23 protein-coding genes are annotated in these 19,467 nt (G+C 71.2%); 13 read left to right on the top strand and 10 right to left on the bottom strand.

Annotated features, from left to right (window positions below):
• Positions 1 to 225 precede the first annotated feature (225 nt).
• Complete coding sequence (locus tag ACWDSL_RS42300; RefSeq protein WP_450493607.1) at positions 226 to 1,083, top strand: methyltransferase domain-containing protein; 858 nt, start codon at positions 226 to 228, stop codon at positions 1,081 to 1,083.
• Positions 1,084 to 1,122: 39 nt separating this feature from the next.
• Here ACWDSL_RS42300 and ACWDSL_RS42295 read toward each other — a convergent pair whose 3' ends face one another.
• Positions 1,123 to 1,320 carry a hypothetical protein gene (locus tag ACWDSL_RS42295; protein ID WP_450493605.1) on the bottom strand — a complete coding sequence of 66 codons (198 nt, stop codon included), beginning with the start codon at positions 1,318 to 1,320 and terminating at the stop codon, positions 1,123 to 1,125.
• A 128-nt stretch (positions 1,321 to 1,448) separates the two neighbouring features.
• Here ACWDSL_RS42295 and ACWDSL_RS42290 point away from each other — a divergent pair, with 128 nt between their 5' ends.
• The gene (locus ACWDSL_RS42290) at positions 1,449 to 2,411 is read left to right on the top strand and encodes a tetratricopeptide repeat protein (protein WP_450493603.1); all 963 of its coding nucleotides are present in this window, start codon (positions 1,449 to 1,451) and stop codon (positions 2,409 to 2,411) included.
• Here ACWDSL_RS42290 and ACWDSL_RS42285 read toward each other — a convergent pair.
• Positions 2,389 to 2,574, bottom strand: a complete 186-nt coding sequence (locus tag ACWDSL_RS42285) for a DUF397 domain-containing protein (RefSeq protein WP_450493601.1) — start codon at positions 2,572 to 2,574, stop codon at positions 2,389 to 2,391. The two genes, ACWDSL_RS42290 and ACWDSL_RS42285, sit on opposite strands and share 23 nt — an antisense overlap.
• Positions 2,571 to 3,398, bottom strand: a complete 828-nt coding sequence (locus ACWDSL_RS42280; RefSeq protein ID WP_450493599.1) for a helix-turn-helix domain-containing protein — start codon at positions 3,396 to 3,398, stop codon at positions 2,571 to 2,573. The genes ACWDSL_RS42285 and ACWDSL_RS42280 overlap by 4 nt, the downstream gene beginning before the upstream one ends.
• 529 nt (positions 3,399 to 3,927) lie before the next feature.
• Here ACWDSL_RS42280 and ACWDSL_RS42275 point away from each other — a divergent pair.
• A complete protein-coding gene (locus tag ACWDSL_RS42275; RefSeq protein WP_450493597.1) occupies positions 3,928 to 4,836 on the top strand; it encodes an aminoglycoside phosphotransferase family protein in 909 nt (302 codons plus the stop codon).
• A 61-nt stretch (positions 4,837 to 4,897) separates the two neighbouring features.
• Here the strand turns inward: ACWDSL_RS42275 and ACWDSL_RS42270 are convergent, their stop codons facing one another.
• Complete coding sequence (locus ACWDSL_RS42270) at positions 4,898 to 5,302, bottom strand: PPOX class F420-dependent oxidoreductase (protein ID WP_450493595.1); 405 nt, start codon at positions 5,300 to 5,302, stop codon at positions 4,898 to 4,900.
• A 455-nt stretch (positions 5,303 to 5,757) separates the two neighbouring features.
• On the opposite strand from ACWDSL_RS42270, the gene ACWDSL_RS42265 reads away from it, so the two are divergent.
• Together ACWDSL_RS42265 and ACWDSL_RS42260 are read left to right on the top strand one after the other, a co-directional pair.
• Complete coding sequence (locus tag ACWDSL_RS42265) at positions 5,758 to 6,006, top strand: type II toxin-antitoxin system VapB family antitoxin (RefSeq protein WP_450493593.1); 249 nt, start codon at positions 5,758 to 5,760, stop codon at positions 6,004 to 6,006.
• Between the two features lie 2 nt (positions 6,007 to 6,008).
• Entirely contained in the window at positions 6,009 to 6,425 is a 417-nt protein-coding gene (locus ACWDSL_RS42260; protein WP_450493591.1) for a PIN domain-containing protein, read from the top strand.
• A 142-nt stretch (positions 6,426 to 6,567) separates the two neighbouring features.
• Here ACWDSL_RS42260 and ACWDSL_RS42255 read toward each other — a convergent pair whose 3' ends face one another.
• The gene (locus ACWDSL_RS42255; protein WP_450493589.1) at positions 6,568 to 7,638 is read right to left on the bottom strand and encodes an alkene reductase; all 1,071 of its coding nucleotides are present in this window, start codon (positions 7,636 to 7,638) and stop codon (positions 6,568 to 6,570) included.
• A gap of 286 nt (positions 7,639 to 7,924) precedes the next feature.
• Between ACWDSL_RS42255 and ACWDSL_RS42250 the strand changes: the two genes are divergently transcribed.
• Positions 7,925 to 8,386, top strand: coding sequence for a MarR family winged helix-turn-helix transcriptional regulator (locus ACWDSL_RS42250; RefSeq protein WP_450493609.1), 462 nt, complete (start codon positions 7,925 to 7,927; stop codon positions 8,384 to 8,386).
• Positions 8,387 to 8,397: 11 nt separating this feature from the next.
• Positions 8,398 to 9,348, top strand: a complete 951-nt coding sequence (locus tag ACWDSL_RS42245; RefSeq protein WP_450493587.1) for a tetratricopeptide repeat protein — start codon at positions 8,398 to 8,400, stop codon at positions 9,346 to 9,348.
• Positions 9,349 to 9,363: 15 nt separating this feature from the next.
• Here the strand turns inward: ACWDSL_RS42245 and ACWDSL_RS42240 are convergent, their stop codons facing one another.
• From ACWDSL_RS42240 to ACWDSL_RS42220, 5 genes are all read right to left on the bottom strand, one after another.
• Entirely contained in the window at positions 9,364 to 10,557 is a 1,194-nt protein-coding gene (locus ACWDSL_RS42240) for an NAD(P)/FAD-dependent oxidoreductase (RefSeq protein ID WP_450493585.1), read from the bottom strand.
• A gap of 109 nt (positions 10,558 to 10,666) precedes the next feature.
• Positions 10,667 to 11,611, bottom strand: a complete 945-nt coding sequence (gene sigJ / locus ACWDSL_RS42235; protein WP_450493583.1) for an RNA polymerase sigma factor SigJ — start codon at positions 11,609 to 11,611, stop codon at positions 10,667 to 10,669.
• A 56-nt stretch (positions 11,612 to 11,667) separates the two neighbouring features.
• Positions 11,668 to 11,976, bottom strand: coding sequence for a hypothetical protein (locus ACWDSL_RS42230; RefSeq protein WP_450493582.1), 309 nt, complete (start codon positions 11,974 to 11,976; stop codon positions 11,668 to 11,670).
• A gap of 174 nt (positions 11,977 to 12,150) precedes the next feature.
• Entirely contained in the window at positions 12,151 to 13,185 is a 1,035-nt protein-coding gene (locus tag ACWDSL_RS42225; protein WP_450493581.1) for a CU044_5270 family protein, read from the bottom strand.
• Positions 13,182 to 13,778, bottom strand: coding sequence for an RNA polymerase sigma factor (locus ACWDSL_RS42220; RefSeq protein WP_450493579.1), 597 nt, complete (start codon positions 13,776 to 13,778; stop codon positions 13,182 to 13,184). Before ACWDSL_RS42220 ends, ACWDSL_RS42225 begins: the two co-directional genes overlap by 4 nt.
• A 116-nt stretch (positions 13,779 to 13,894) precedes the next feature.
• Between ACWDSL_RS42220 and ACWDSL_RS42215 the strand changes: the two genes are divergently transcribed.
• From ACWDSL_RS42215 to ACWDSL_RS42190, 6 genes are all read left to right on the top strand, one after another.
• Positions 13,895 to 14,737 (top strand): DUF1963 domain-containing protein, encoded by an 843-nt coding sequence (locus ACWDSL_RS42215; RefSeq protein ID WP_450493578.1) that lies wholly within the window; start codon positions 13,895 to 13,897, stop codon positions 14,735 to 14,737.
• A 107-nt stretch (positions 14,738 to 14,844) separates the two neighbouring features.
• Entirely contained in the window at positions 14,845 to 15,468 is a 624-nt protein-coding gene (locus ACWDSL_RS42210; protein WP_450493576.1) for a hypothetical protein, read from the top strand.
• Positions 15,469 to 15,647: 179 nt separating this feature from the next.
• A complete protein-coding gene (locus ACWDSL_RS42205; protein WP_450493575.1) occupies positions 15,648 to 16,256 on the top strand; it encodes a hypothetical protein in 609 nt (202 codons plus the stop codon).
• Positions 16,256 to 17,407 (top strand): peptidoglycan-binding domain-containing protein, encoded by a 1,152-nt coding sequence (locus ACWDSL_RS42200; RefSeq protein WP_450493573.1) that lies wholly within the window; start codon positions 16,256 to 16,258, stop codon positions 17,405 to 17,407. Before ACWDSL_RS42205 ends, ACWDSL_RS42200 begins: the two co-directional genes overlap by 1 nt.
• Positions 17,404 to 18,195, top strand: a complete 792-nt coding sequence (locus ACWDSL_RS42195) for an ABC transporter ATP-binding protein (protein ID WP_450493572.1) — start codon at positions 17,404 to 17,406, stop codon at positions 18,193 to 18,195. Before ACWDSL_RS42200 ends, ACWDSL_RS42195 begins: the two co-directional genes overlap by 4 nt.
• On the top strand, positions 18,192 to 19,400 hold the full coding sequence (locus ACWDSL_RS42190) for an ABC transporter permease (protein ID WP_450493570.1): 1,209 nt from the start codon (positions 18,192 to 18,194) through the stop codon (positions 19,398 to 19,400). Before ACWDSL_RS42195 ends, ACWDSL_RS42190 begins: the two co-directional genes overlap by 4 nt.
• Positions 19,401 to 19,467: the final 67 nt, after the last annotated feature.

Raw genomic sequence — 19,467 nt, 5'->3', positions numbered from 1 at the left:
TCGACGAACCGAAGCTAACCCCCACCCCACACCCCGGGAAGCACATGACAGCGATTGGCGAACAACTGATCCCATCTGTACAGGAAGGGCCGAAGGTGACCGTCGGCCAGATCATTCACCGCCGACCACAACACCCTGACCTGCCCGAAACGGCCGACGCTGGCCTACACATCCGGGAACTGCTCCCAGTTGACGAGTGGGCAACCGCCCACTCATAGTGGGCGCATGCCCACTAACGAATCCGAGCAAGCCCCTGACGCGCAACGCGAGCCCCATCACGCCCGCGAGATGGCGGAGTCGTTCGGCTCCGACGCCGAACGCTACGACCGGGCCCGGCCCCGTTACCCCGACGCCATGGTGGAAGCGATCACCGCCGCGATCGCCACTGCGGCCCCCAGGCCCGACGTCCTCGACGTCGGCGTCGGGACCGGCATCGCGGCCCGGCAGTTCCAAGCGGCCGGCTGCACGGTGCTGGGCGTCGATGTGGACGCCCGTATGGCCGAGTTCGCCCGCCGCGGCGGCGGGCTCCACGGCGGCGGGCTCGAGGTCGAGGTGGCGGCCTTCGAGTCCTGGGACCCGGCCGGCCGGACCTTCGACGCGGTCGTCGCCGCCCAGACCTGGCACTGGATCGACCCGGTCGCCGGAGCGGCCAAGGCGGCCGAGGTGCTGCGACCCGGCGGCCGACTGGCCGTGTTCTGGAACGTATTCCAGCCCTCGCCCGATATCGCGGAAGCCTTCGCCGAGGTCTACCGCCGGGTCCTGCCCGACTCGCCCCGCAACCCCTGGGCGAAGCCCGCGCTCGACCCCTACTCGGCGCTGTTCACCAGGGCGGTCGACGGGATACGGCAGACGGGCGCGTTCGGCGAGCCGGAGCAGCGGCGCTTCGACTGGGAGCGCGAGTACACCCGGGAGGAGTGGCTGGATCAGCTCCGTACCGGCGGCGACGCGGGCCAGCTACCGCCGGCCAAGCTGGCGGAACTGCTGACCGGCACCGGGGCCGCGATCGACGCGGTGGGGGGCGGCTTCACCATGCCGTACGCCACGGTGGTGGTCATCGCGGCGCGCGCCACCACCACCGCCTGACGTGGCTTACGTGCCGATGCCCATCCCTCGCGCGCGCCCTTACTCGTCCGATGACTCGCCCGAGCTGCCGCTCCGGCTCCGGTCCTTGCGCCCCGCCTTGCGCACCAACTCGCCCGCCACCAGTGTCGTGGTTGCCGCCGCGCGCACCCAACGCGGGCCGCCCCGCGCCGCCCACACGACGCAGACACACCCTCCGACGGCGAGCACGACGATGCCGGACAAAACGAACACGGTCATGCCCCTGCCCCTCCCACTCTGCGGTCCGCTTCTGCGGTCCGCGCCATCCTGCCAGTTCGCGAGGGAGACCGGCCACGGTCGGGGCATGGGCAGCCAGGGAACGGCGGGGAACAGTAACGTGCTGGTCCATGGCGGATGACGATGACGCGACGAACGCGCTGCTGATCAAAGCCGGTTCGCTGCTCCGCGACTGCGGTGAGCGGCTGATGGACGACGCGGAGACGGACGGGGTCCCGCGACTGCTTGAGGAGGCGTCCCGGTGCTACGACGCCGTCGCGCGGAAGCTGAGCGCCGATGACGCCGAGACCGCCGCCACCGTTGCGATCGGACGCTCGACGGCAGCAACGCTGGCCCTGCACCAGTGCGCCTGGGATGAGCTGGACTGCGACTGGTCCTGGGAGGACGAGAGCGACGGGCCGTACCTGGGCCATATGCGGGAGTTCGACGAGGACGGCATCAGCGAGCCACTGGTCGCGCGGGCGATCGAGACGGCCCGCGCGGCCCTGGACGCCGACCCCGGCGACCCGCTGGTGCCCCTCCAACTGGCCCACGCCCTGTGCTGGTCCGGCGACCGGGACGGCGCGGTCGCCGCGTACACCGAGGTGCTGCGGCGCGACCCGGAGGACCTTGTCGCGCGCGACAGGCTCGCCGAACTGGGGGAAGGGGCGCCCGAGGAAGACGCCTTCGAGGATGCCGGGTCCCGGGCCCGCTACGCGTTCGCCTTGGTCCGCGCAGAGGCCGGGAAAGCCAGCTGGGGATGGTCCGCCATCGCGCTCGCTTCCGGCTCGGTCGCCGCCGCGCAGCGCGACGCCGACGCGGTCCTCAGCAGCCTTGCCGACGCGGATCTCACCTGGGAGGAGCTGTCCGAGATGCTGAGGCTGACCCTCGAAATCCACCGCCCCGGGCAGCCGGTCACCCGCTTCGACCTCGTCGCCCATGTCCCGGCCGAGCCCCGCAGCGGCTCATTCCTCATCGACTGGTCAGCCATCCCCGAGGGCGAGCCCTTGGACCCGCCCCTGCCGCCGGGTCGGCCGGTCCGGGTCGACGGCCGGACCTGTTTCCACGGCGTCAGTGACGGCCCGCGTAGGTGAGGAAGGCGGTCCAGGCGGCTGGGGTGACGGCGAGTTGGGGGCCGTGGGGGTGCTTGGAGTCGCGGATGTGGATGGTGTCGGGGGTGAGGGCGACCTCGACGCAGTCGTTGCTGTTGCTGGCGCTGTAGCTGCTCTTGATCCACTCAGAAGGCTTGAGCGTCATGTCTCCCCCAGCAGTTTCTCGATAAAGGCCAGAGACTCACACGGAGTGAGAGCTTGCGCACGGATAATCCCATAACGCAGCTCGAGGATCTGGACCTCCTTCGGATTGGAGATCACGCGACTGGTGAGCGGGCCTTCCGAGTAGCCCACCGCCGTACCGTCGTTGAGCTTCAGCACGCCCTGCTCGCCGCCCATCCCGGCATGGTTCTCACGGCTCGTCGGCATCACCTGAATCTCGACGTTCCGCAACTGCCCGACTTCCAATAGGTGTTCGAGCTGGCGGCGCAGCACCATTGCGCCCCCGATCGGACGCCGCAGCGTCACTTCTTCCTGCACAAAGGTCAGCGTCGGCACAGGTCGCCGCTCGAAGATCTCCCGCCGGGCCATCCGGGCCGCCACGAGGCGGTCGATGTCGTCCTCGGTGTACGACGGCCGCCGCATCTCGAACAGCGCCCGCGTGTACTCCTCCGTCTGCAACAGCCCATGCAGATTGTGGGTGCCGTAACCCCCAAGCTCAACGGCCTCCCTCTCCAGCTTCGTCAGATCCCGCACCTTCTTCGGATACCGCGCCTCCGCGACATCCTTCTTCATCGCCGCAATCTTGCCGCCCGCTCCCACCACTTCATCCGTCTTGTCCAGGAACTCCGGCCGGGGAATCCTCCGAGCCCGCTCGACGGCCGAAACCAACTCCTCCCCGTACCCGATCGCCGCCCCCAACTCCACCTGCTTCAGCCCCGCCGCCTCACGCCACAACTTGATCTGGCGGCCGACGGCCCTCATCACCGCACCGCTGTCGTCCTCTTCGAACCCCTGGACCTCGCTCATGATCTGCCCACCTCCGACGTGTCCGTGCCCAACGTCGCCCGCCCAGCACGCGTCACGGCGTACGGGCCGGACAAGCGCCGGACCGCAGCAGGAGCACCACCGGACGGTCACCGTCCGTATTGGCGTCGCTACTTTTCAGCCTAGACGCGCACGGCCACGCTGAGTGACATGAGCCGACATTTCACTCGAACAGACACTTCCGTTTCCGCACCCCCCTACCCTCCACTTCACCGTCCTGCTCTCCGCCCCCCGTAAGGGCGCCCGCCTGGCCCGCCTCCTCGCGGTACGGGATCCGCGTACGGAACGGCTGCCGACCGTCCGCCCACGCGGGGAGACCGATGGCGAGTCGGGGCATGGGCTGCTGCTCATGAAGGAGTTGGCGGACCGCTGGGGTGTGGTGGCCGAGCTGAGCTGCAAAACGGTGTGGGCCGAACTCACCCTCCGGCACTGAGCGGGTGGGAGATGCGGTGCTCAGGGGTAGCGGAAAATCACTGGCTTCCCTCGCCATCCAACGGCGAGACTTTTCGGCGTGACGCTTCATCAGAATGAGGTCCCGGTCGACGAGGCGGTAGCCAGGTCGCTGCTGGAGGCACAGCGCCCGGAGTGGGCTGACCTGCCGTTGTCGCCCGCGGGCGCGGGCACGGACAATGTCATGTACCGGCTGGGCGATGACCTGCTCGTACGACTTCCACGAACCGCCGAGAACGGGCGGTCCGTGCGGAAGGAGCAGAAATGGCTTCCTCGCCTGGCGCCCCTCCTCGCGTGCCCTATCCCCGAGCCCGTCCACGCTGGGACGCCCGTCGACGCCTTCCCTCTCGACTGGTCGGTCTACCGCTGGATCGACGGTGACGAAGTCGGCCCAGACACCGTCCGGGACTGGGCCGCCTTCGGATCCGACCTGGCGGCGTTCGTGCGGGAGCTCCACAGCGTCGATCTCATGGGAGCGACTCGCGCAGATGGCCTCAGCTGGTACCGCGGAGGCAGCCTGCAGCCGTGTGACCAGTGGGTCAGCAAGTGTCTTGAAGATTGCCACACCACCGCGGGTCCGGAGCTCGACGTTGAGACTTTGGAACAGTTGTGGCGAACCGCGCTCGCACCGCCTGACCCTTCCGGACTCAACGTGTGGCTCCACGGCGACCTCAAGCCCACCAACCTCTTGGTTCGGGAGGGCAAACTCCACGCGGTCATTGACTTCGGGGGCCTCTCGGTCGGCTTTCCCGACGCCGAGCACGCCACAGTCTGGGACCTGCCGCCCCAAGCACGAGAGGTCTATTGGAAAACTCTGGACCTCAATGACCTGACCTGGACCCGAGCCCGCGCCTGGGCGATCGCGGTCGGCGTCAGTGGAATCTCTTACTACTGGCGCACCTATCCGGCCTTCGTCGCCGAATGCCAAGCACGACTTCAGGCGATTCTCACGGATGCCGCGGCGCGTTGAGCGGCGGAGCACATCGCCGACGCCGGCGCCTGGCAGACCGGCATCACGAGCGCTCAGCGGGTCACTCTCCCGTGGCGTCGCCGAGCGTGATGCGGATACCCACCGTGCCCTGCCGGCCGCGGCGCAGCACGCTCCCCCACACAGTGAGCCGCCCAATCAGGCCGTACTTCCGGCGCAGGAGGTCACGGTAGCGCTCCACGTCGGCCCCGTACACGAGCTCGGCACGGCCGGGGACGTCGTCGCCGAGGCGATTGCCGCGCACATCGCACGGCGCGACCAGGACATCGCCCCGATTGCGGATGCGCTTGACCTTGCCGGAGTCGGCCGGCGTCCACACGCCCAAGGTGTCGCCGTCACGGACCACCCACACTGGGGTCGGCACGGCAACCCCGTTCCTGCGGTAGGTGGTGACCAGCAAGTATTTGCTCGCGCCCAGCCGGTCGAGTTCAGCGTCAGGAGAAGCCACGGGCTCACCTTACAGACGGGTGTCATCGGTGATGTCGCGGCGACCGGCGGGGGACAACAGCTACGGCAGCGCCGACATGCTCGCTCGCTACACGGGCCGGCCCGAGCGCCCCCGCACCGCCACGGCCCTGCTCGCCGCCCTGCGCCGCGACGACGCCCGGTTACTGCTCTCCGAGCGCGACGTACGCCGCCTCGCCCCCGGCCGTAGCTGCCCTGGCTGGAGCGCGGCGCCGCCCCCCGACGCCGTACGCCGCGCCCTGACCACCGGCCTCCCGCCGGATCTGCGCCACCCCGCCGCCCTCACGGCCCACCGCCGGTCGTCCCCCTCCAGAACTGCGACGGCTGCTGCCGCGACTGCCGAGAGGCAAACGATCTCGCCGCGTAATCGGAGCGACCTCGCACCTTGTATGGAACATCGGTTACCTTTGTATGTAGCCAATCTCGTGGAGGTTCCCGATGTCAGCCACCCAGATCGACATCGACGACGAAGCCCTCGCGGAAGCCATGCGGCTGTCCGGCGCCAAGACCAAAAAGGAGATGGTCAACATCGCCCTACGCGAATACGCGGCGCGGCGTTCGCGCACCGAGGCGCGGATGCGCCACTTCGAACAGGCCCAGCAATGGGACGCGGAAGGGTTCTGGCAACGCCACGCGGCCGAGAAGACCGCCGCCGAGAACACCCAGAGTGCAGAGAGTGCTGCCTGAGCGTGATCCGCTACCTTGCCGACTCCACCGCCGTCTGGCGCCTTCAGCGGGATCGCAAGCTCCACGACCTCTGGGGTCACGAGCTCGACGAGGCGGCGATCGGCTCATGCGCTCCCCAACGCACAGAGTTTCTGCAGTCCGCACAAAGCCTCGACGAGTACGACCAAATGGCGGAGATGTTCACGGATCTTTTCCCGGATGTCTCCGTTCCAAAGGCCGTCTGGAAGTGGATCGAGACAGGCCAGTACCGCCTGGCCCAGCGCGGTCAGCACCAGAGCCTGTCCGCCGTGGACTGGCTGATTTGCGCGACGGCGGCACACCACGGCCTTGTCGTTTTGCATGACGACGCCGACTTCAGAGCAGCCGCCCGGCTCATCCCCGACCTCACCGAGCGCAATGTGTTCGCGACGCCGAATTGAACCGTCATCTGCCGCCACGCGAGCACCTGCCGGCACTCCTGCCGCGCTGCGGCAGTGCGGGCGCCCGAGGGTGTTCCGCTCCGGGGCTGACCACCCGGCGGGCGCCCGCCGCGCACGACACGCTTAGCTGTTCGGGCAGGTATCAGCCGAGGGCGGGGTAGTCGGTGTAGCCGCGGTGATCGCCGCCGAAGGAGGTGGTGGGGTCGGGGGTGTTGAACGGGCCGCCGGCGGCGAGGCGGGCCGGGAGGTCGGGGTTGGCCAGGTACAGCGCGCCGTAGGCGATCAGGTCCGCCGTGCCGTCCTCCACCAGACCCAGCTCCTCCGGGCCGGTCGGGTCGGTGCCGGTGAACGGGTTGAGGATGAAGGTGCCGGGCCACTCCTTGCGCAGGCGAAGGACCAGGTCACGTACGCCCGGGGCCTCCAGTTGGTGCAGATAGGCGAGGCCCAGCGGGGCCAGCCGCGCCACCAGGGCGCCGTAGGTCTCCTGAAGGTCGTCCTCGGCGATGTCGTTGTAGGGGTTGCCGGGCGAGATACGGAAGCCCACCTTCTCGCCGCCGATGGCCTCGGCCACCGCGGTCGCCACCTCGACGGCGAAGCGGATACGGCCGTCGACCGAGCCGCCCCAGGCGTCGGTGCGCCGGTTGGCACTGGGGGCGAGGAACTGGTGGACCAGGTAGCCGTTGGCGCCGTGGATCTCCACGCCGTCGAACCCGGCGGCCACCGCGTTGCGTGCCGCGGTGGCGAATTCGTCGACGGTGCGGGCGATCTCGGCCTCGGTCAGCTCCTTGGGCGTGACGAAGTCCTTGGGGCCCTCATGGGTGAACACCTGCCCCTTCGGCGCCACAGCGGAGGGGCCGACCGGCAGTTGCTCGTCCGGCAGCAGGCTGGGGTGGCCGATGCGGCCGGTGTGCATCAGCTGCGCGAAGATCACCCCGCCCTCGTCGTGCACGGCGTCGGTCACCTTGTGCCAGGCCTCGACCTGCTCCGCGGAGTGCAGCCCCGGGGTGTCGGGGTAGCCCTGCCCGACCACCGACGGCTGGGTGCCCTCGGTGACGATCAGCCCGGCGCCGGCCCGCTGCGCGTAGTAGGTCGCCATCAGGTCCGTCGGGGTCGCCCCGGGGCCGTACGCACGGCTGCGGGTCATCGGGGCCATCACGATGCGGTTGGCCAGGGGCTTGCCGCCCAGGTGGTACGGATCGAATGCCGTCGCCATGATCACATTCCTTGGTCACGGAGGGGCGCCGCGCGGTACGGCGCCATTGCCTGTCCGAACAAGTAAATCGCGGCACGGCATTCCCGCGTCACTGTGAGCTGTGTCACCACACACCCCGCTCTGCCGCGATCTCCAGCGCATATGGGCTCACCGCCGTATCGGCATCGAGCGCGATAGGCTCGTTCCTGCTCGGGCAGCTACGCATCGCAGCGAGGGACGTATGAGTCAGCCGAAGGACACGTCCGGCAGCCGGTCAGCCGAAGCCGCGGCAACGGCCGAGATGCCGATGCCGCCCTCCGTCCAGGCCGGCGCCATGACCCACGCGATCTTCCGCGTCGCCCGGCTGCACCGCATGCTCGCCGCGCAGCTGCTGCGCCGCGTCGGCCTCCACCCCGGCCAGGAGCTGGTCATGATGCAGCTGTGGGACCTCGGCCCCCAGCGCCAGGCCGATCTGGTGCGCCTGCTCGGCTCCGACGCGGCCACCATGACCCGCACCATCCGACGCCTCGAACACACCGGCTTCGTCCGCCGCCACCCCTGCGCCACCGACAAACGCGCCTTCATCATCGAACCCACCGCCGCCAGCCTCGCCCTGCGCCGCCAGGTCGAGGAGGTCTGGGCCGAACTCGAAAGCTCCGTCGCCGACAGCCTGACCCCCGACCAGCAGACCGAGGCCATCGACGCCCTGACCCGGATCGAACACAGCCTCGTCCACGCCACCGCACGGCACGCCTCCGCGGAGCAGTAACGTGCCGGTCCATGACCGACGATGACGCGACGAACGCTCTGCTGATCAAGGCCGGTTCGCTGCTCCTTGAGAGCAGTGAGCGGCTGACGTACGGCGCCGAGACGGACACGGACAAGGTCCCGCACCTGCTCGCGGAGGCGACCCGCTGCTACGACGCCGTCGCGCGGCAGCTGAGCGCCGACGACGCCGATGATGCCGAGACCGCCGCCACCGTCGCCGTGGGACGCTCGACGGCAGCGGGGCTGGCCCTGCAGCAGTGCGCCCTTGAGGAGCTGTCCTGCGACTGGTCCTGGACGGACGGGGACGACGGGCCATGGCTGGGCGATATGGAGGAGTACGACGAGGACGGCCTCAGCGAGGAGTTGGCCGCCCGGGCGGTCGAGGCGGCCCGCGCCGCCCTGGACGCCGACCCCGGCGACCCTCTCGTACCCCTTCAGCTGGGCCACGCCCTGTGCTGGTCCGGCGACCGGGACGGCGCCGTCGCCGCGTACGCCGAGGCGCTGCGGCGTGACCCGGGGGACCATGTCGCCCGCGACAGCCTCGCCGAACTCGGCGAAGAGGCGCCCGAGGAGGACGACGACGACTTCGACGGCACCGGGTCCCCGGACCGCTACGCGTTCGCCCTGGTCCACGAAAAGGCCCGGATCAGCAACTCGGAGTGGTCCTCGACAGCGTGCGTTTTCGGGTCCGTCGACGCCGCGCGGCGCGACGCCGACGAGACCCTGAAATCCTGCGACAGCGGGGGCTTCGACCCTGAAGACCTCCCGACCATGCTGAAGCTGACCCTGGAGATCCACCGCCCGGGGCAGCCCATCACCCGTTTTCCGGCCAAGCCCCTGGACGTGTCGTTCCTCATCGACTGCTCGGGGCTTCCGGAGGGCGAGCCCTTGGACCCGCCCCTGCCGCCCGGCCGGCCAGTCCGGATCGACGGTGAGACCTGCTTCCACGGCAGCCTTCGGTAGCCGGGTCCGGCTCCTTCAGACCGCCGAACCCGCCTGGGCCCGCTGCCGTACGACGCGGCGGCGCCGGCTCGGCATCCCGAGCGTCGGGTTGGCGACACCCCAGGCCGCGCCCTTGCAGACCAGTTCCTTGTAGACGGCGGCGAACCGTCCGGTCAGGGCCGCCCGGACGGCGCGGTCGTCGGCGGTGACGTACTGGATCACGCCTTCCTTACGGCCCAGCGAGATGCACTGGTTGAAGTAGCGGATCGGCACGCTCGGGAGCTTCCCGCCGGTCAGGCGGGCCGCGATGGCGTCCGCGGCCTGCCACGCGGTGGGGACGCCCGAGGCGCACGACATCCGCAGTGGCTTGTCGCCGGGGCCCATCACCATGGCCGCGTCGCCGACGGCGTACACATCCGGGTGCGAGACCGAGCGCATGGTCGCGTCGACCACGATCTGGCCGGTGCCGGTGGCCTCCAGGGCGGTGGCCTTCGCGATCGGGTGGACCGCGAAGCCGGTGGTCCACACGGTGACCGCGGCCGGGATGGCCTTGCCGTCGGCGGTGACGACGCGGTCGGCCTCGACGCCCGTGACGGCGGTGTGTTCGTGCACGGTGATGCCGAGCTTGTCGCAGACCTTGCGCAGGTGCTCGCGGCCCTTGGGCGAGAGCCAGTCGCCGAGGCCGCCGCGGGCGGCGAGGACGACATCGAGCTCCGGGCGGGCCTCGGCGATCTCGGTCGCGGCCTCCAGACCGGTGAGGCCGCCACCGACGACGACCACAGGCTGCCCGGCGTCCAGCCGGGCCAGGCGCTCGCGGAGCTGTAGCGCTCCGGGGCGGCCGGCGAGCTCATGGGCGTGCTCGGCGGTGCCGGGGACGCCCTGGTCGTTCCAGCCGCTGCCGAGGGCGTATACGAGGGTGTCGTACTGCAGTTCCTCGGCGCCGTTCGCCCCGTTCACGTCGATGACGGCGACGGTCTTACGGTCGACGTCGATGCCGGTGACCCTCGCGAGCTTCAGCTCGACGCCCGTGCCCGCGAACATCTCGCCGAAGGGCCGGGGCTTGAGGTCCTGGCCGACCGCCAGCTGGTGCATCCGGACGCGCTCGACGAAGTCGGGCTCGGCGTTGACGAGGGTGATGGTGACGTCCTCGCGGTGCAGCCGCTTGGCGAGGCGCCCGGCGGCGCTGGCTCCGGTGTATCCGGCTCCGAGGACGATGATGCGGTGCTGCATGTCCTTGCTCCTGTCTGTTCCTGTCTTCAGCGAGTCGCCCCTTGAACCGGGCGGCCCGCCGTTTCCTGACAGGAAGACGATGTGAAGCACCTCACACCGGGTCAGCGGATCAGAAGGCGTGGAGCAGGGGTTCCCCGTGATCGACGGCCGCCCACTGCTCGCTCGCGCGTTCGAGCTTGTCGGGGTTGACCTGGTTACGGAACGCGGCGATGCCCTCGGCCGTGACCTCCAGGCACACGACGCCGACGACCCGGCCGCCGACGACCGCCACGACGGCGGGGTCGCCGTTGGCGGTCGTGGCGTAGATCTCGGGTGAGCCGCCGGCGTAGGCGCGCTTGGCCTTGCCGGGTTTGAACAGGCCCCACATGAACTTCGCGACCGCGGCGGCGCCCTCGAACGCCTTGGCGCGGGCCGGGATCTTCCCGCCGCCGTCGCCGATCGCGACGGCGTCCTGGGTGAGCAGCCGCACCAGCGGCTCGGGCCGGCCACTGGTGGCGGCCGCCAGGAACTCCTCGACGATCCGCCGGGCGGTGGCCTCGTCGACTTCGGTACGGGCCCGGCCGTCCGCGACATGCTTCTTGGCGCGGTGGAAGATCTGCTGGCTGGAGGCCTCGGTGATGTCCAGGATCTCGGCGATCTCCCGGTGCGGGTAGTCGAAGGCCTCCCGCAGCACGTACACCGCCCGCTCGTTGGGGGACAGGCGCTCCATGAGAGTGAGGACCGCGTACGAGACCGATTCGCGCTGCTCGGCGGTGTCGGCCGGGCCGAGCATCACATCCCCGGCGAGCAGCGGCTCGGGGAGCCATTGGCCCACATAGGTCTCGCGCCGCGCGCGGGCCGAAGTGAGCTGGTTGAGGCACAGATTGGTGAGGACCTTCGTCAGCCAGGCCTCGGGGACCTCGATACGGTCGACGTCGGCGGCCTGCCAGCGCAGAAACGCCTCCTGCACGGCGTCCTCGGCCTCGCTCGCGGAACCGAGGAGGCGGTAGGCGATGGCCTCCAGGCGGAACCTGGAGGCCTCGAACCGGTCCACGTCGCTCATGCTCAGGGGCATGGGCCCCGATTCTACTAGCGGCCCATCGGCGGGCGGCGGTGCCCCGGGGCGACCGGTCAGCGTCGGTCCTCGACCGTCCATCCGCCGCCCAGCTCACGGCGCAGGGCGTCCAATGCCGCGTCCGCCTGCTGTCCGAACCGGTCCCATTCCTCTCGGGGCCATGGGGACGGGTCCGGTGGGTAATCCCAGTCGAGGGACGACTGGTACCACTCGCACAGCCTCGCCAATTCGGCCCGGGTGGCCGGGCTGATCGGCAGTCGTTCCAGCTCGCACGGGGACCCGTACGGGCTGTCGACGTCGTCCGGCCACAGCGGGGTGTGCGGGACACCGGCTTCGAAGAAGAAGCGCAGGTGGTGAGGGTGCATGGGGCACCCTCTCACGGCCGACGCCTCCGCCCGCGCGGTCAGGTGCGCCCGTACGGACGTCACACTGGCCGCACTCCCTGGCCGGCGCCGGTGACACACCCCCGCGATCCACCGACTCCGGCCAGGGCACCTCGCCGCGCCGTGAGCCCCCCGGACGCGGTCGGCGGGCGGGGGTCAGCCGATGCGGTCCGCGGGGGCGTTGGTCAGGTAGGTGGAGCGGGCCTGGAGGGCGCCGGTCTTGAGGGCGGTCTCCGTCTCCTCCAGGAGGTCTCCGGTCTTGGGGTTGATGATCAGGCGGAGGGTGCCGGAGTCGGTGGTCCACTCCAGGGCCGTGCCCGTGCGGCCGGTGGCGTCCTTGGCGGGGCCGGCGACCTCGACGCCGGGAAGACCGGCCAGGACACGGTAGAGCGCGGCGCGCAGTTCGGGGCGCGCCGGGGACTCGCCGAGGAGGGCGGTGGCGTTGCCGAAGGTGCTCTTGGCCTTGCCGTCGGCGGAGTTGGGGGAGGGCAGCAGCGAGCCGAGAGCCTTGGGGTCGGTGGGGAGCTTGTCGAGCTGGTTCCAGCCGAGGGTCCGGTCGCCGACGGCGTACGCCATGGCCGTGACGACGACCTTGGTGGACCCGTCCGGGTTCACCTCGGTGGACTTCCCCTTCCGGTCCAGATACCTGGTGTGGGTGCTCTCCTTCTCGCCGTCCGCCGGGACGGTGAGGTTGAGGGTGGTCTTCCAGTACGGGGCCTTGGTGGCGGGTGCGGAGGCCGCGACCTGTGCCATGTCGTTGAGGAACGCCTTGGCCGAGGCGGCCCGCGGGGGCTGCGACGGTGCGCTGTCGGTCTCGGTGAGGGCCGGGTACGCGATGACTCCGGCGGCGACGGCGGCGGCCAGCGCCGTGACGACGACGCGGGGCCGGAAGAACAGCCCGGCGAGGCGCGTGCGGCGGCGGGGGCGCGCGGCCGACGGGGTGGCGGCGGCAGGGGTGAGGGCGGCGGGGGTGAGGGCGGCGGGGGTGAGGGCGGCGGGGGTGAGGGCGGCGACGTCGGCGTCCCGCTCGATCGCCGCGCGGACGACGGCCTGCGCCGCCGCCACGGTCTCGGCCTTCGGCGGCGTCACCCGGCCGGCGGCCATCAGGGTCTCCGCTCCGGCGAAGTCGAGGTGGTTCTGCGGGCGGTCGGAACCGGAGGTGTCGGTGCCGAAGGTGTCGGTGCGAGTCATGCGGATTCTCCTGTCTTGGGCATCTGGGCGGAGGAGACGAGGGCGCCGAGCCGCTCGCGCAGCCGGGTGCGGGCGCGGTGCAGCCGGGAGCGGGCGGTGCCCGGGGGGACGCCGATGACCGAGGCGGCCTCGGTGGGGGTCAGCTGCTCCCAGGCGATGAGCAGCATCAACTCCCGTTCGACGGCGGGCAGCTTGGTCAGCGCGTGGCGCAGCGCCGGCGCGACCGCCGCGGCGTCCAGCCGCTGGTCGACGGCCTGCCACGGGTCGCTGGCGATGCCCTCCGCGAACCGCGCCGAGCCCGGCGGCGCCTCCGTCTCCAGTCGGCGCCAGTGCGCCGCCAGGACGTTTCGGGCCACCCCGAACAGCCAGGCTCTGGCCGTCCCGCGCGCCGCGTCGAAGCCGTCCCGGCTCGCGTACGCGCGCAGCCACAGCTCCGACAGCAGGTCGTCCGCCGCGCCCGGGGCACGCCGTACGAGATAGCCGTGCAGCGCCGCCGAGTGGCGGGCCACCAGCGGTTCGAACGCCGTCGGCTCCCGCTGCGAGCGCCGCAGCAACTCACCGTCCGTATCGTCCGTATGTTGTTCCCTGGTCACAGGGCCTCCGTCTCCGACCGCCGAAGTGGGCGGTCACACCCCCTACTTGTCGGGCGGAGCCGAAAGCGTTCGCGATCGGACACCGGCCTGTCGGGGGCGGGTGTTTGAATGCGGCCATGGATCCAGAGAGCACACTCTCCGCCCTTCGTGATTTCTGCGCCGAGCGCCTGGGCCCGGAACTCGCCGCCCGCTACGTGGACTTGGCCCGGCCGGGCTTCGCGCTCACCGCGGCCGAGAACCCCGGGGAGGCCGCCGGGCACAGTCGGTTCGGGGGCGGAGCGATGCTCGAACCGGGGACTCCCTGGCCGACCTGTGACGGCTTTCCGCTGAGCCTGATCGCCGTCCTCGACGCCGACGCCCTCTCCCCCTGGCTCGGCGGTGCCCTCCCCGCCGGGACGGGCTTGCTCAACTTCTTCTATCTCGACACCGAATCCGAGGAGCACGACCCCGTTTCCTACGACCTGATGCAGAAATACAGCCACTACGGGGCCGAGGTGAGCAGCGTCGTCCCGGCCCGCTTCGCGCACGCCGTCGAGACGGACCCGCCCGCCCGGTCGAGCGTCTTCGATCCGATCCCGTGGGCGGCGAAGCCCGGGTTCGCCTTCCCCGACACCTGGGATCCTGCCTGGAACGGCTTCGATGTGGGGCCCGACGCCGACGATATGGCCAGGGCCATGCCCGGCAGTTATGTGGAGAACCAGCTCACCGAGTGGTCGGAGCGGCCGGGCGCGCTCGACTCCGAGGACATGGCCTTCGGCAGGCCCCAGTTCCCCACCGGCAGCTCGCCGATGGTGCCGTTCGGCAAGGACCCGAACCGCTACCACCATCTGCTCCAGCTGTCCGGGCACGAGGAGTGGTCCATTGGTGGCGACGGCGGCTGGATGCACTGGGCGATACCCACCGACGCGCTGCGGATCGGCGACTTCGGCCAGGCGGTCCCGACCCCGGACATCTGGTGACGGGAGGGTGTCCCGGACTGTCCGGGACGCCTGAAGACCTGGCAGGGCGCCACCGCGCCCCGTCAACATCCCCTCCAAGGCCGCAAGGCGACGGACGGAGGGGCATCATGCTGGCGGACGAGTACGGATATCAAGTGTCGGGCGGAACGGCGGCGACCTATCCGAGGGTCTACGAGCGGCTGCGGCGCGAGAAGACCGCGGCCCGCAATGTCCTGCTGTTCGCCGTGGTGATGGTGGCGGTGACCGTCGCCGCCGTGAAGTGGGTGGTACCGGTCTCGTTGAACGCGGGCGTGGTCGTGGCCGGTCTGGCGGGGACCTTGGCGGTCTTCTCCGGTCTCGGCGGTGCGGTCGGCCTCGCCGTGACCGCGCCGAAGCTCACCGTCGCCCTCGGCCACCCGTTCCAGGCCTGGCCGTGTCAGCTGGAGGAGACGAAGGACCACCAGCGGCTGATCCTGCTGCTGGCGCCCGACGGCAGCGTCGCCCGGGAGCTGGACTCGGCCGTGCCCGACACCGTATGGCACGGTACGCCCGACGGCCGCGGCATGCTCTGGATCGCCGGGGACCTGCGCTCGGCGTGCCTGGTCGCCACGCCGGACGCCAAGGAGCTGTGGCGCGCCAAGGGGCGGCCGTACGAGGCGTCGCCGGTGGCCGGCGAAGGCAGGCTGCGGGCGGTGGAGGACGAGCTGCTGCGCACGGCGACCCAGCAGGCCTTCAGCGCCTGGATGCAGTGACGTACGGCAATGACGTACAGCAGCGATGTACGGCAGTGATGTACGGCGTGGCGGTGGTGGCTCCCGCGTCGGTTCTTGATGGCTTCTTCATAGGTTCTTCATAGGGCCCCTCATACGTTCGAGCCCGCCCGGCCGCACCAGCGTCCGGGCGGTCACGAGTGATTGAGGGATCTGTGTCCATGAAGGCATGTGCGCGGCGACGGTTCGCGGCTCGGGCGTGGCCGGCCGTGGTGGTGTCGGTGGTGGCGCTGGGGCTGAGCGGTTGTGGTGGGGGCGGCGGAGGCGGGGACGAGGTGGCCTCGGCGGGGGACGGAAAGACCAAGGCCGGTTCGTCGAAGGCCGGGGACGGCGAGATCGCGCGGTACGTCGAGGGGCAGCGCAGGTTCGTCACGTGTCTGCGCGAGGAGGGGCTCGAGGTCCCCGACCCCGATGCGAAGGGCCACATCGACTTCGGCGACGCGCGGGAGTTGAAGGCGGACCCGAAGTTCACCCGGGCCCAGGTGAAGTGCGAGGAGTTCTCGCTCCCGGTGCCCGAGGAGCTGGAGCGGCAGGAGAGGCCGAAGCTGTCCGCCAAGGAGATCGCGACCAGGAAGCGCTACGCGAAGTGCATGCAGGAGAACGGGGTTCCCGAGGCCCCGGACGTGGGCGACGACGGCTACTCCGACGAGGACTTCCGGAATGACGGAAAGATGTCGTGGGACCCGACGTCGGCCCGCGCCAAACGGGCCATCCGCATCTGTGCGCCGATCATCGGGGACCCGGTCAACCCCGGTAAGGGCAAGGGCTGATGGGCATCGGGCGCAGGTCCGTCCTGGTGGCGGCGGGGGCCATAGCGGTCACCGCCGTGGCGGTGGTCGGCGCGCTGGGGCTCGGCGGCGGGGACGGCTCGGACTCCGGCGGGCCGGACTCCGGGCGCGGGGACAGAACGGTACGGGTCACCCGCGGCACGCTGGTCGACGAGACGGCGGTCGACGGGACACTGGACCACGGTCCTGAGGTGCCGTTCGAGACACGGGCGGAGGGCACCATCACCTGGCTGCCGAAGGCCGAGAAGACCGTCACGCGCGGCCGGACGCTGCTGCGGGTGGACGAGAAGCCCGTCGTGTTGCTGTACGGGGACCTGCCGATGTACCGGGAGCTGGCGGTCGGCCGGGACCCGGACCGTCCCCTCCGGGGCCTGGATGTCAAGCAGTTCGAGTCCAACCTGGCCATGCTCGGCTACTCGGGCTTCACGGTGGACGACACGTACTCTCAACTGACCGCCGATGCGGTCAAGCGCTGGCAGCGGGACCTGGGCAGGCCCAGGACCGGCAAGGTGGGGACCGGGGACATCGCGTACGTGTCCGGGCCGATCCGGATCGCCCGCACGAGCGTCCGGGTGGGCGCCCAGGCCACGGGGAATGTGCTGAGCTACACGAGTACCGCACGCTCGGTGACCGTCGAGGCACCGGCCGGGGAGACCGGCTGGGCGGAGCGCGGCAATCGGGTGACCGTCGAGCTGCCGGACGGGCGTACGGTCAAGGGCCGGGTGGCGGAGGTCGGGCAGGACGCCTCCCCGGCACAGGGCGCCGAGGGCGGCGACGGGGGCGGGGGCGGGGGCGGCGACGGGGGCGGCGAAGGGGACGCGGCCAAGAACGCCAAGGTCCCGGTCCTCATCCGCGTCGAGGACCAGGAGGCCCTGGGGCAGCTGAACAGCACCCCGGTGACCGTCCGCTACGTCGGCCGCAAGCGCGAGAACGTCCTGACCGTTCCCGTGGCCGCCCTGGTGGCGCTCGCCGAGGGCGGCCACGGGCTGGAAATCGCCGACGCCGGGGGTGCCGACGGGGACGGGAAGGGCAGTCGCTTCGTCGCCGTCAAGACCGGTCTGTTCGCGAACGGCAAGGTCGAGGTGAGCGGGTCCACCGTGCGCGAGGGCCTGAAGGTGAGGATCCCCGAATGAGGCCCGTCGTCGTCTTCGAGGGGGTCACGAAGATCTACCCCGGCGGGGTCGCGGCGGTCCGTGACGCCGATCTGCTCGTCCGCTCCGGGGAACTGGTCGCCGTCGTGGGCCCGTCCGGCTCCGGGAAGTCGAGTCTGCTGCACCTGATGGGCACGCTCGACCGGCCGACCGCCGGGCGGGTCACCATCGACGGCCACGACGTGGCGCGGCTGTCCGACCGGGAGCTGTCCGCGCTGCGCGCGCAGCGGATCGGCTTCGTGTTCCAGCAGTTCCACCTGGCGGTGGGCGTACCGGTGCTCGACACGGTCGCCGACGGGCTGCTGTACGCGGGCGTGCCCCTGCGGGAGCGCCGCCGCAGGGCCTCGGTGGCGCTGGCCCGGGTGGGGCTGGCCCACCGGTCCGGCCATCTGCCCCATCAACTGTCCGGCGGCGAGCGCCAGCGGGCCGCAGTGGCGCGGGCGGTGATCGGGGAGCCGGCGCTGCTGCTGGCCGACGAGCCGACCGGCAATCTCGACTCGGCCTCGGGCGCGGCGGTGCTGGAGCTGCTGCGGGAACTGCACGCGGCCGGTACGACGGTGGTGGTGATCACCCACGATCGGGAGCTGGCCGCGGCGCTCGACCGGCGGGTGGAGATCCACGACGGGCGGATCGTCGCCGACAGCGGGGCACATGAGCCCGGCGGGGCGCATGAGCCCGGCAAGGCACATGTGCCCGGCAAGGCACATGAGCCCGGCGGGGCGGATACGGCGGTCCCGGCCCGCCCGGCGGTCTTCGGGAGGCGGCCATGAGCCGGGGGTTGCGACCGGCCCGGCTGCGGCCCGCCGACGTCGTCCGCCTGGGTGGCACCGGTCTGCGCACCCGCCCGCTGCGCGTGCTCCTGTCCGCGCTGGGCATCGCGATCGGCGTGGCCGCGATGCTCGCGGTCGTCGGGATCTCCATGTCCGGGCGGGCCGAGGTGGACCGCCGTCTGGACCGGCTCGGCACCAATCTGCTGCGCGTCTCCCCCAGCCAGTCGACGGGCAGCCAGTCCACGGGCCAGAGCTCCCAGCTGCCCGAGGAGTCCACGGCGATGATCCGGCGGATCGGCCCGGTGCTACAGGTCGCGGCGACGGGCGCGGTCAAGGACGCCAAGGTGTACCGGAACGAGCACATGCCCAGCGGGCGCACCGGCAGCATCGAGGTGCTGGCGGCCGAACCGCGGCTGCTCGCGTCGGTGGGCGGGAAGGTCCGTACAGGCAGGTGGCTGGACTCGGCCACCGCCGAGTACCCGGGGGTGGTGCTCGGCCGGCAGGCGGCCCGGCGGTTGGACGTGCACACCCCGGGCACCCGGCTGTGGCTGGGCGGCACGTGGTTCTCGCTGGTGGGCATCGTGGACCCGGTGCCGCTCGCGCCCGAGATCGACCAGGCGGCGCTGGTCGGCTGGCCCGCGGCCCAGCGGTACCTGGGCTTCGACGGCCACCCGTCGACCGTGTACGTCCGCACGGAGGAAGACCGGGTGACGGCCGTACGGGACGTGCTCGCGGCGACCGCGAACCCCGAGCATCCGAATCAGGTGGTGGTCTCGCGGCCCTCGGACGCGCTGGCCGCGCGCGAGGCGGCCGAGTCTGCGCTGACCGGGCTGCTGCTGGGGCTCGGCGGGGTGGCTCTGCTCGTGGGGGGCGTGGGGGTGGGCAACACCATGGTCATCTCCGTGCTGGAGCGCCGCCCGGAGATCGGGCTGCGCAGGGCGCTGGGCGCCACCAGCGGGCAGATCCGGGGGCAGTTCGTCACCGAGTCGCTCCTGCTGTGCGCGCTGGGCGGGGCGGCCGGGGCGGTGCTGGGCACGGGCATCACCGCCGGGTACGCGGGGGTGCGGGGCTGGCCGACCGAGGTGCCGCTGTGGGCCACGGGGGCCGGGGTCGGGGTGACGCTCGCCATCGGGGCCCTGGCCGGGCTGTATCCGGCGATACGGGCCGGACGGCTCGCCCCGACCCAGGCGCTCGCCGGGTCCTGAGCGGAGCAAGCTTGATTTGTGGTGAGTATGGGACAGCGACACGCCGTAGCGTCGGCGTGTCGGTGTC

It is taken from the genome of Streptomyces sp. NPDC000941 (genome assembly GCF_053599555.1).
This window is presented reverse-complemented; position numbering and strand designations above follow the sequence as displayed.

Bases quoted from the DNA above. Each gene is read 5' to 3' on its own strand.
- ACWDSL_RS42255 (WP_450493589.1), bottom strand. From the start codon at position 7,638: ATGGCGACGGCATTCGATCCGTACCACCTGGGCGGCAAGCCCCTGGCC.
- ACWDSL_RS42290 (WP_450493603.1), top strand. From the start codon at position 1,449: ATGGCGGATGACGATGACGCGACGAACGCGCTGCTGATCAAAGCCGGT.
- ACWDSL_RS42285 (WP_450493601.1), bottom strand. From the start codon at position 2,574: ATGACGCTCAAGCCTTCTGAGTGGATCAAGAGCAGCTACAGCGCCAGC.
- ACWDSL_RS42190 (WP_450493570.1), top strand. From the start codon at position 18,192: ATGAGCCGGGGGTTGCGACCGGCCCGGCTGCGGCCCGCCGACGTCGTC.
- ACWDSL_RS42280 (WP_450493599.1), bottom strand. From the start codon at position 3,398: ATGAGCGAGGTCCAGGGGTTCGAAGAGGACGACAGCGGTGCGGTGATG.
- ACWDSL_RS42200 (WP_450493573.1), top strand. From the start codon at position 16,256: ATGGGCATCGGGCGCAGGTCCGTCCTGGTGGCGGCGGGGGCCATAGCG.
- sigJ (WP_450493583.1), bottom strand. From the start codon at position 11,611: ATGCCCCTGAGCATGAGCGACGTGGACCGGTTCGAGGCCTCCAGGTTC.
- ACWDSL_RS42225 (WP_450493581.1), bottom strand. From the start codon at position 13,185: ATGACTCGCACCGACACCTTCGGCACCGACACCTCCGGTTCCGACCGC.
- ACWDSL_RS42210 (WP_450493576.1), top strand. From the start codon at position 14,845: ATGCTGGCGGACGAGTACGGATATCAAGTGTCGGGCGGAACGGCGGCG.
- ACWDSL_RS42295 (WP_450493605.1), bottom strand. From the start codon at position 1,320: ATGACCGTGTTCGTTTTGTCCGGCATCGTCGTGCTCGCCGTCGGAGGG.
- ACWDSL_RS42195 (WP_450493572.1), top strand. From the start codon at position 17,404: ATGAGGCCCGTCGTCGTCTTCGAGGGGGTCACGAAGATCTACCCCGGC.
- ACWDSL_RS42245 (WP_450493587.1), top strand. From the start codon at position 8,398: ATGACCGACGATGACGCGACGAACGCTCTGCTGATCAAGGCCGGTTCG.
- ACWDSL_RS42205 (WP_450493575.1), top strand. From the start codon at position 15,648: ATGAAGGCATGTGCGCGGCGACGGTTCGCGGCTCGGGCGTGGCCGGCC.
- ACWDSL_RS42215 (WP_450493578.1), top strand. From the start codon at position 13,895: ATGGATCCAGAGAGCACACTCTCCGCCCTTCGTGATTTCTGCGCCGAG.
- ACWDSL_RS42265 (WP_450493593.1), top strand. From the start codon at position 5,758: ATGTCAGCCACCCAGATCGACATCGACGACGAAGCCCTCGCGGAAGCC.
- ACWDSL_RS42230 (WP_450493582.1), bottom strand. From the start codon at position 11,976: ATGCACCCTCACCACCTGCGCTTCTTCTTCGAAGCCGGTGTCCCGCAC.
- ACWDSL_RS42300 (WP_450493607.1), top strand. From the start codon at position 226: ATGCCCACTAACGAATCCGAGCAAGCCCCTGACGCGCAACGCGAGCCC.
- ACWDSL_RS42250 (WP_450493609.1), top strand. From the start codon at position 7,925: ATGCCGCCCTCCGTCCAGGCCGGCGCCATGACCCACGCGATCTTCCGC.
- ACWDSL_RS42240 (WP_450493585.1), bottom strand. From the start codon at position 10,557: ATGCAGCACCGCATCATCGTCCTCGGAGCCGGATACACCGGAGCCAGC.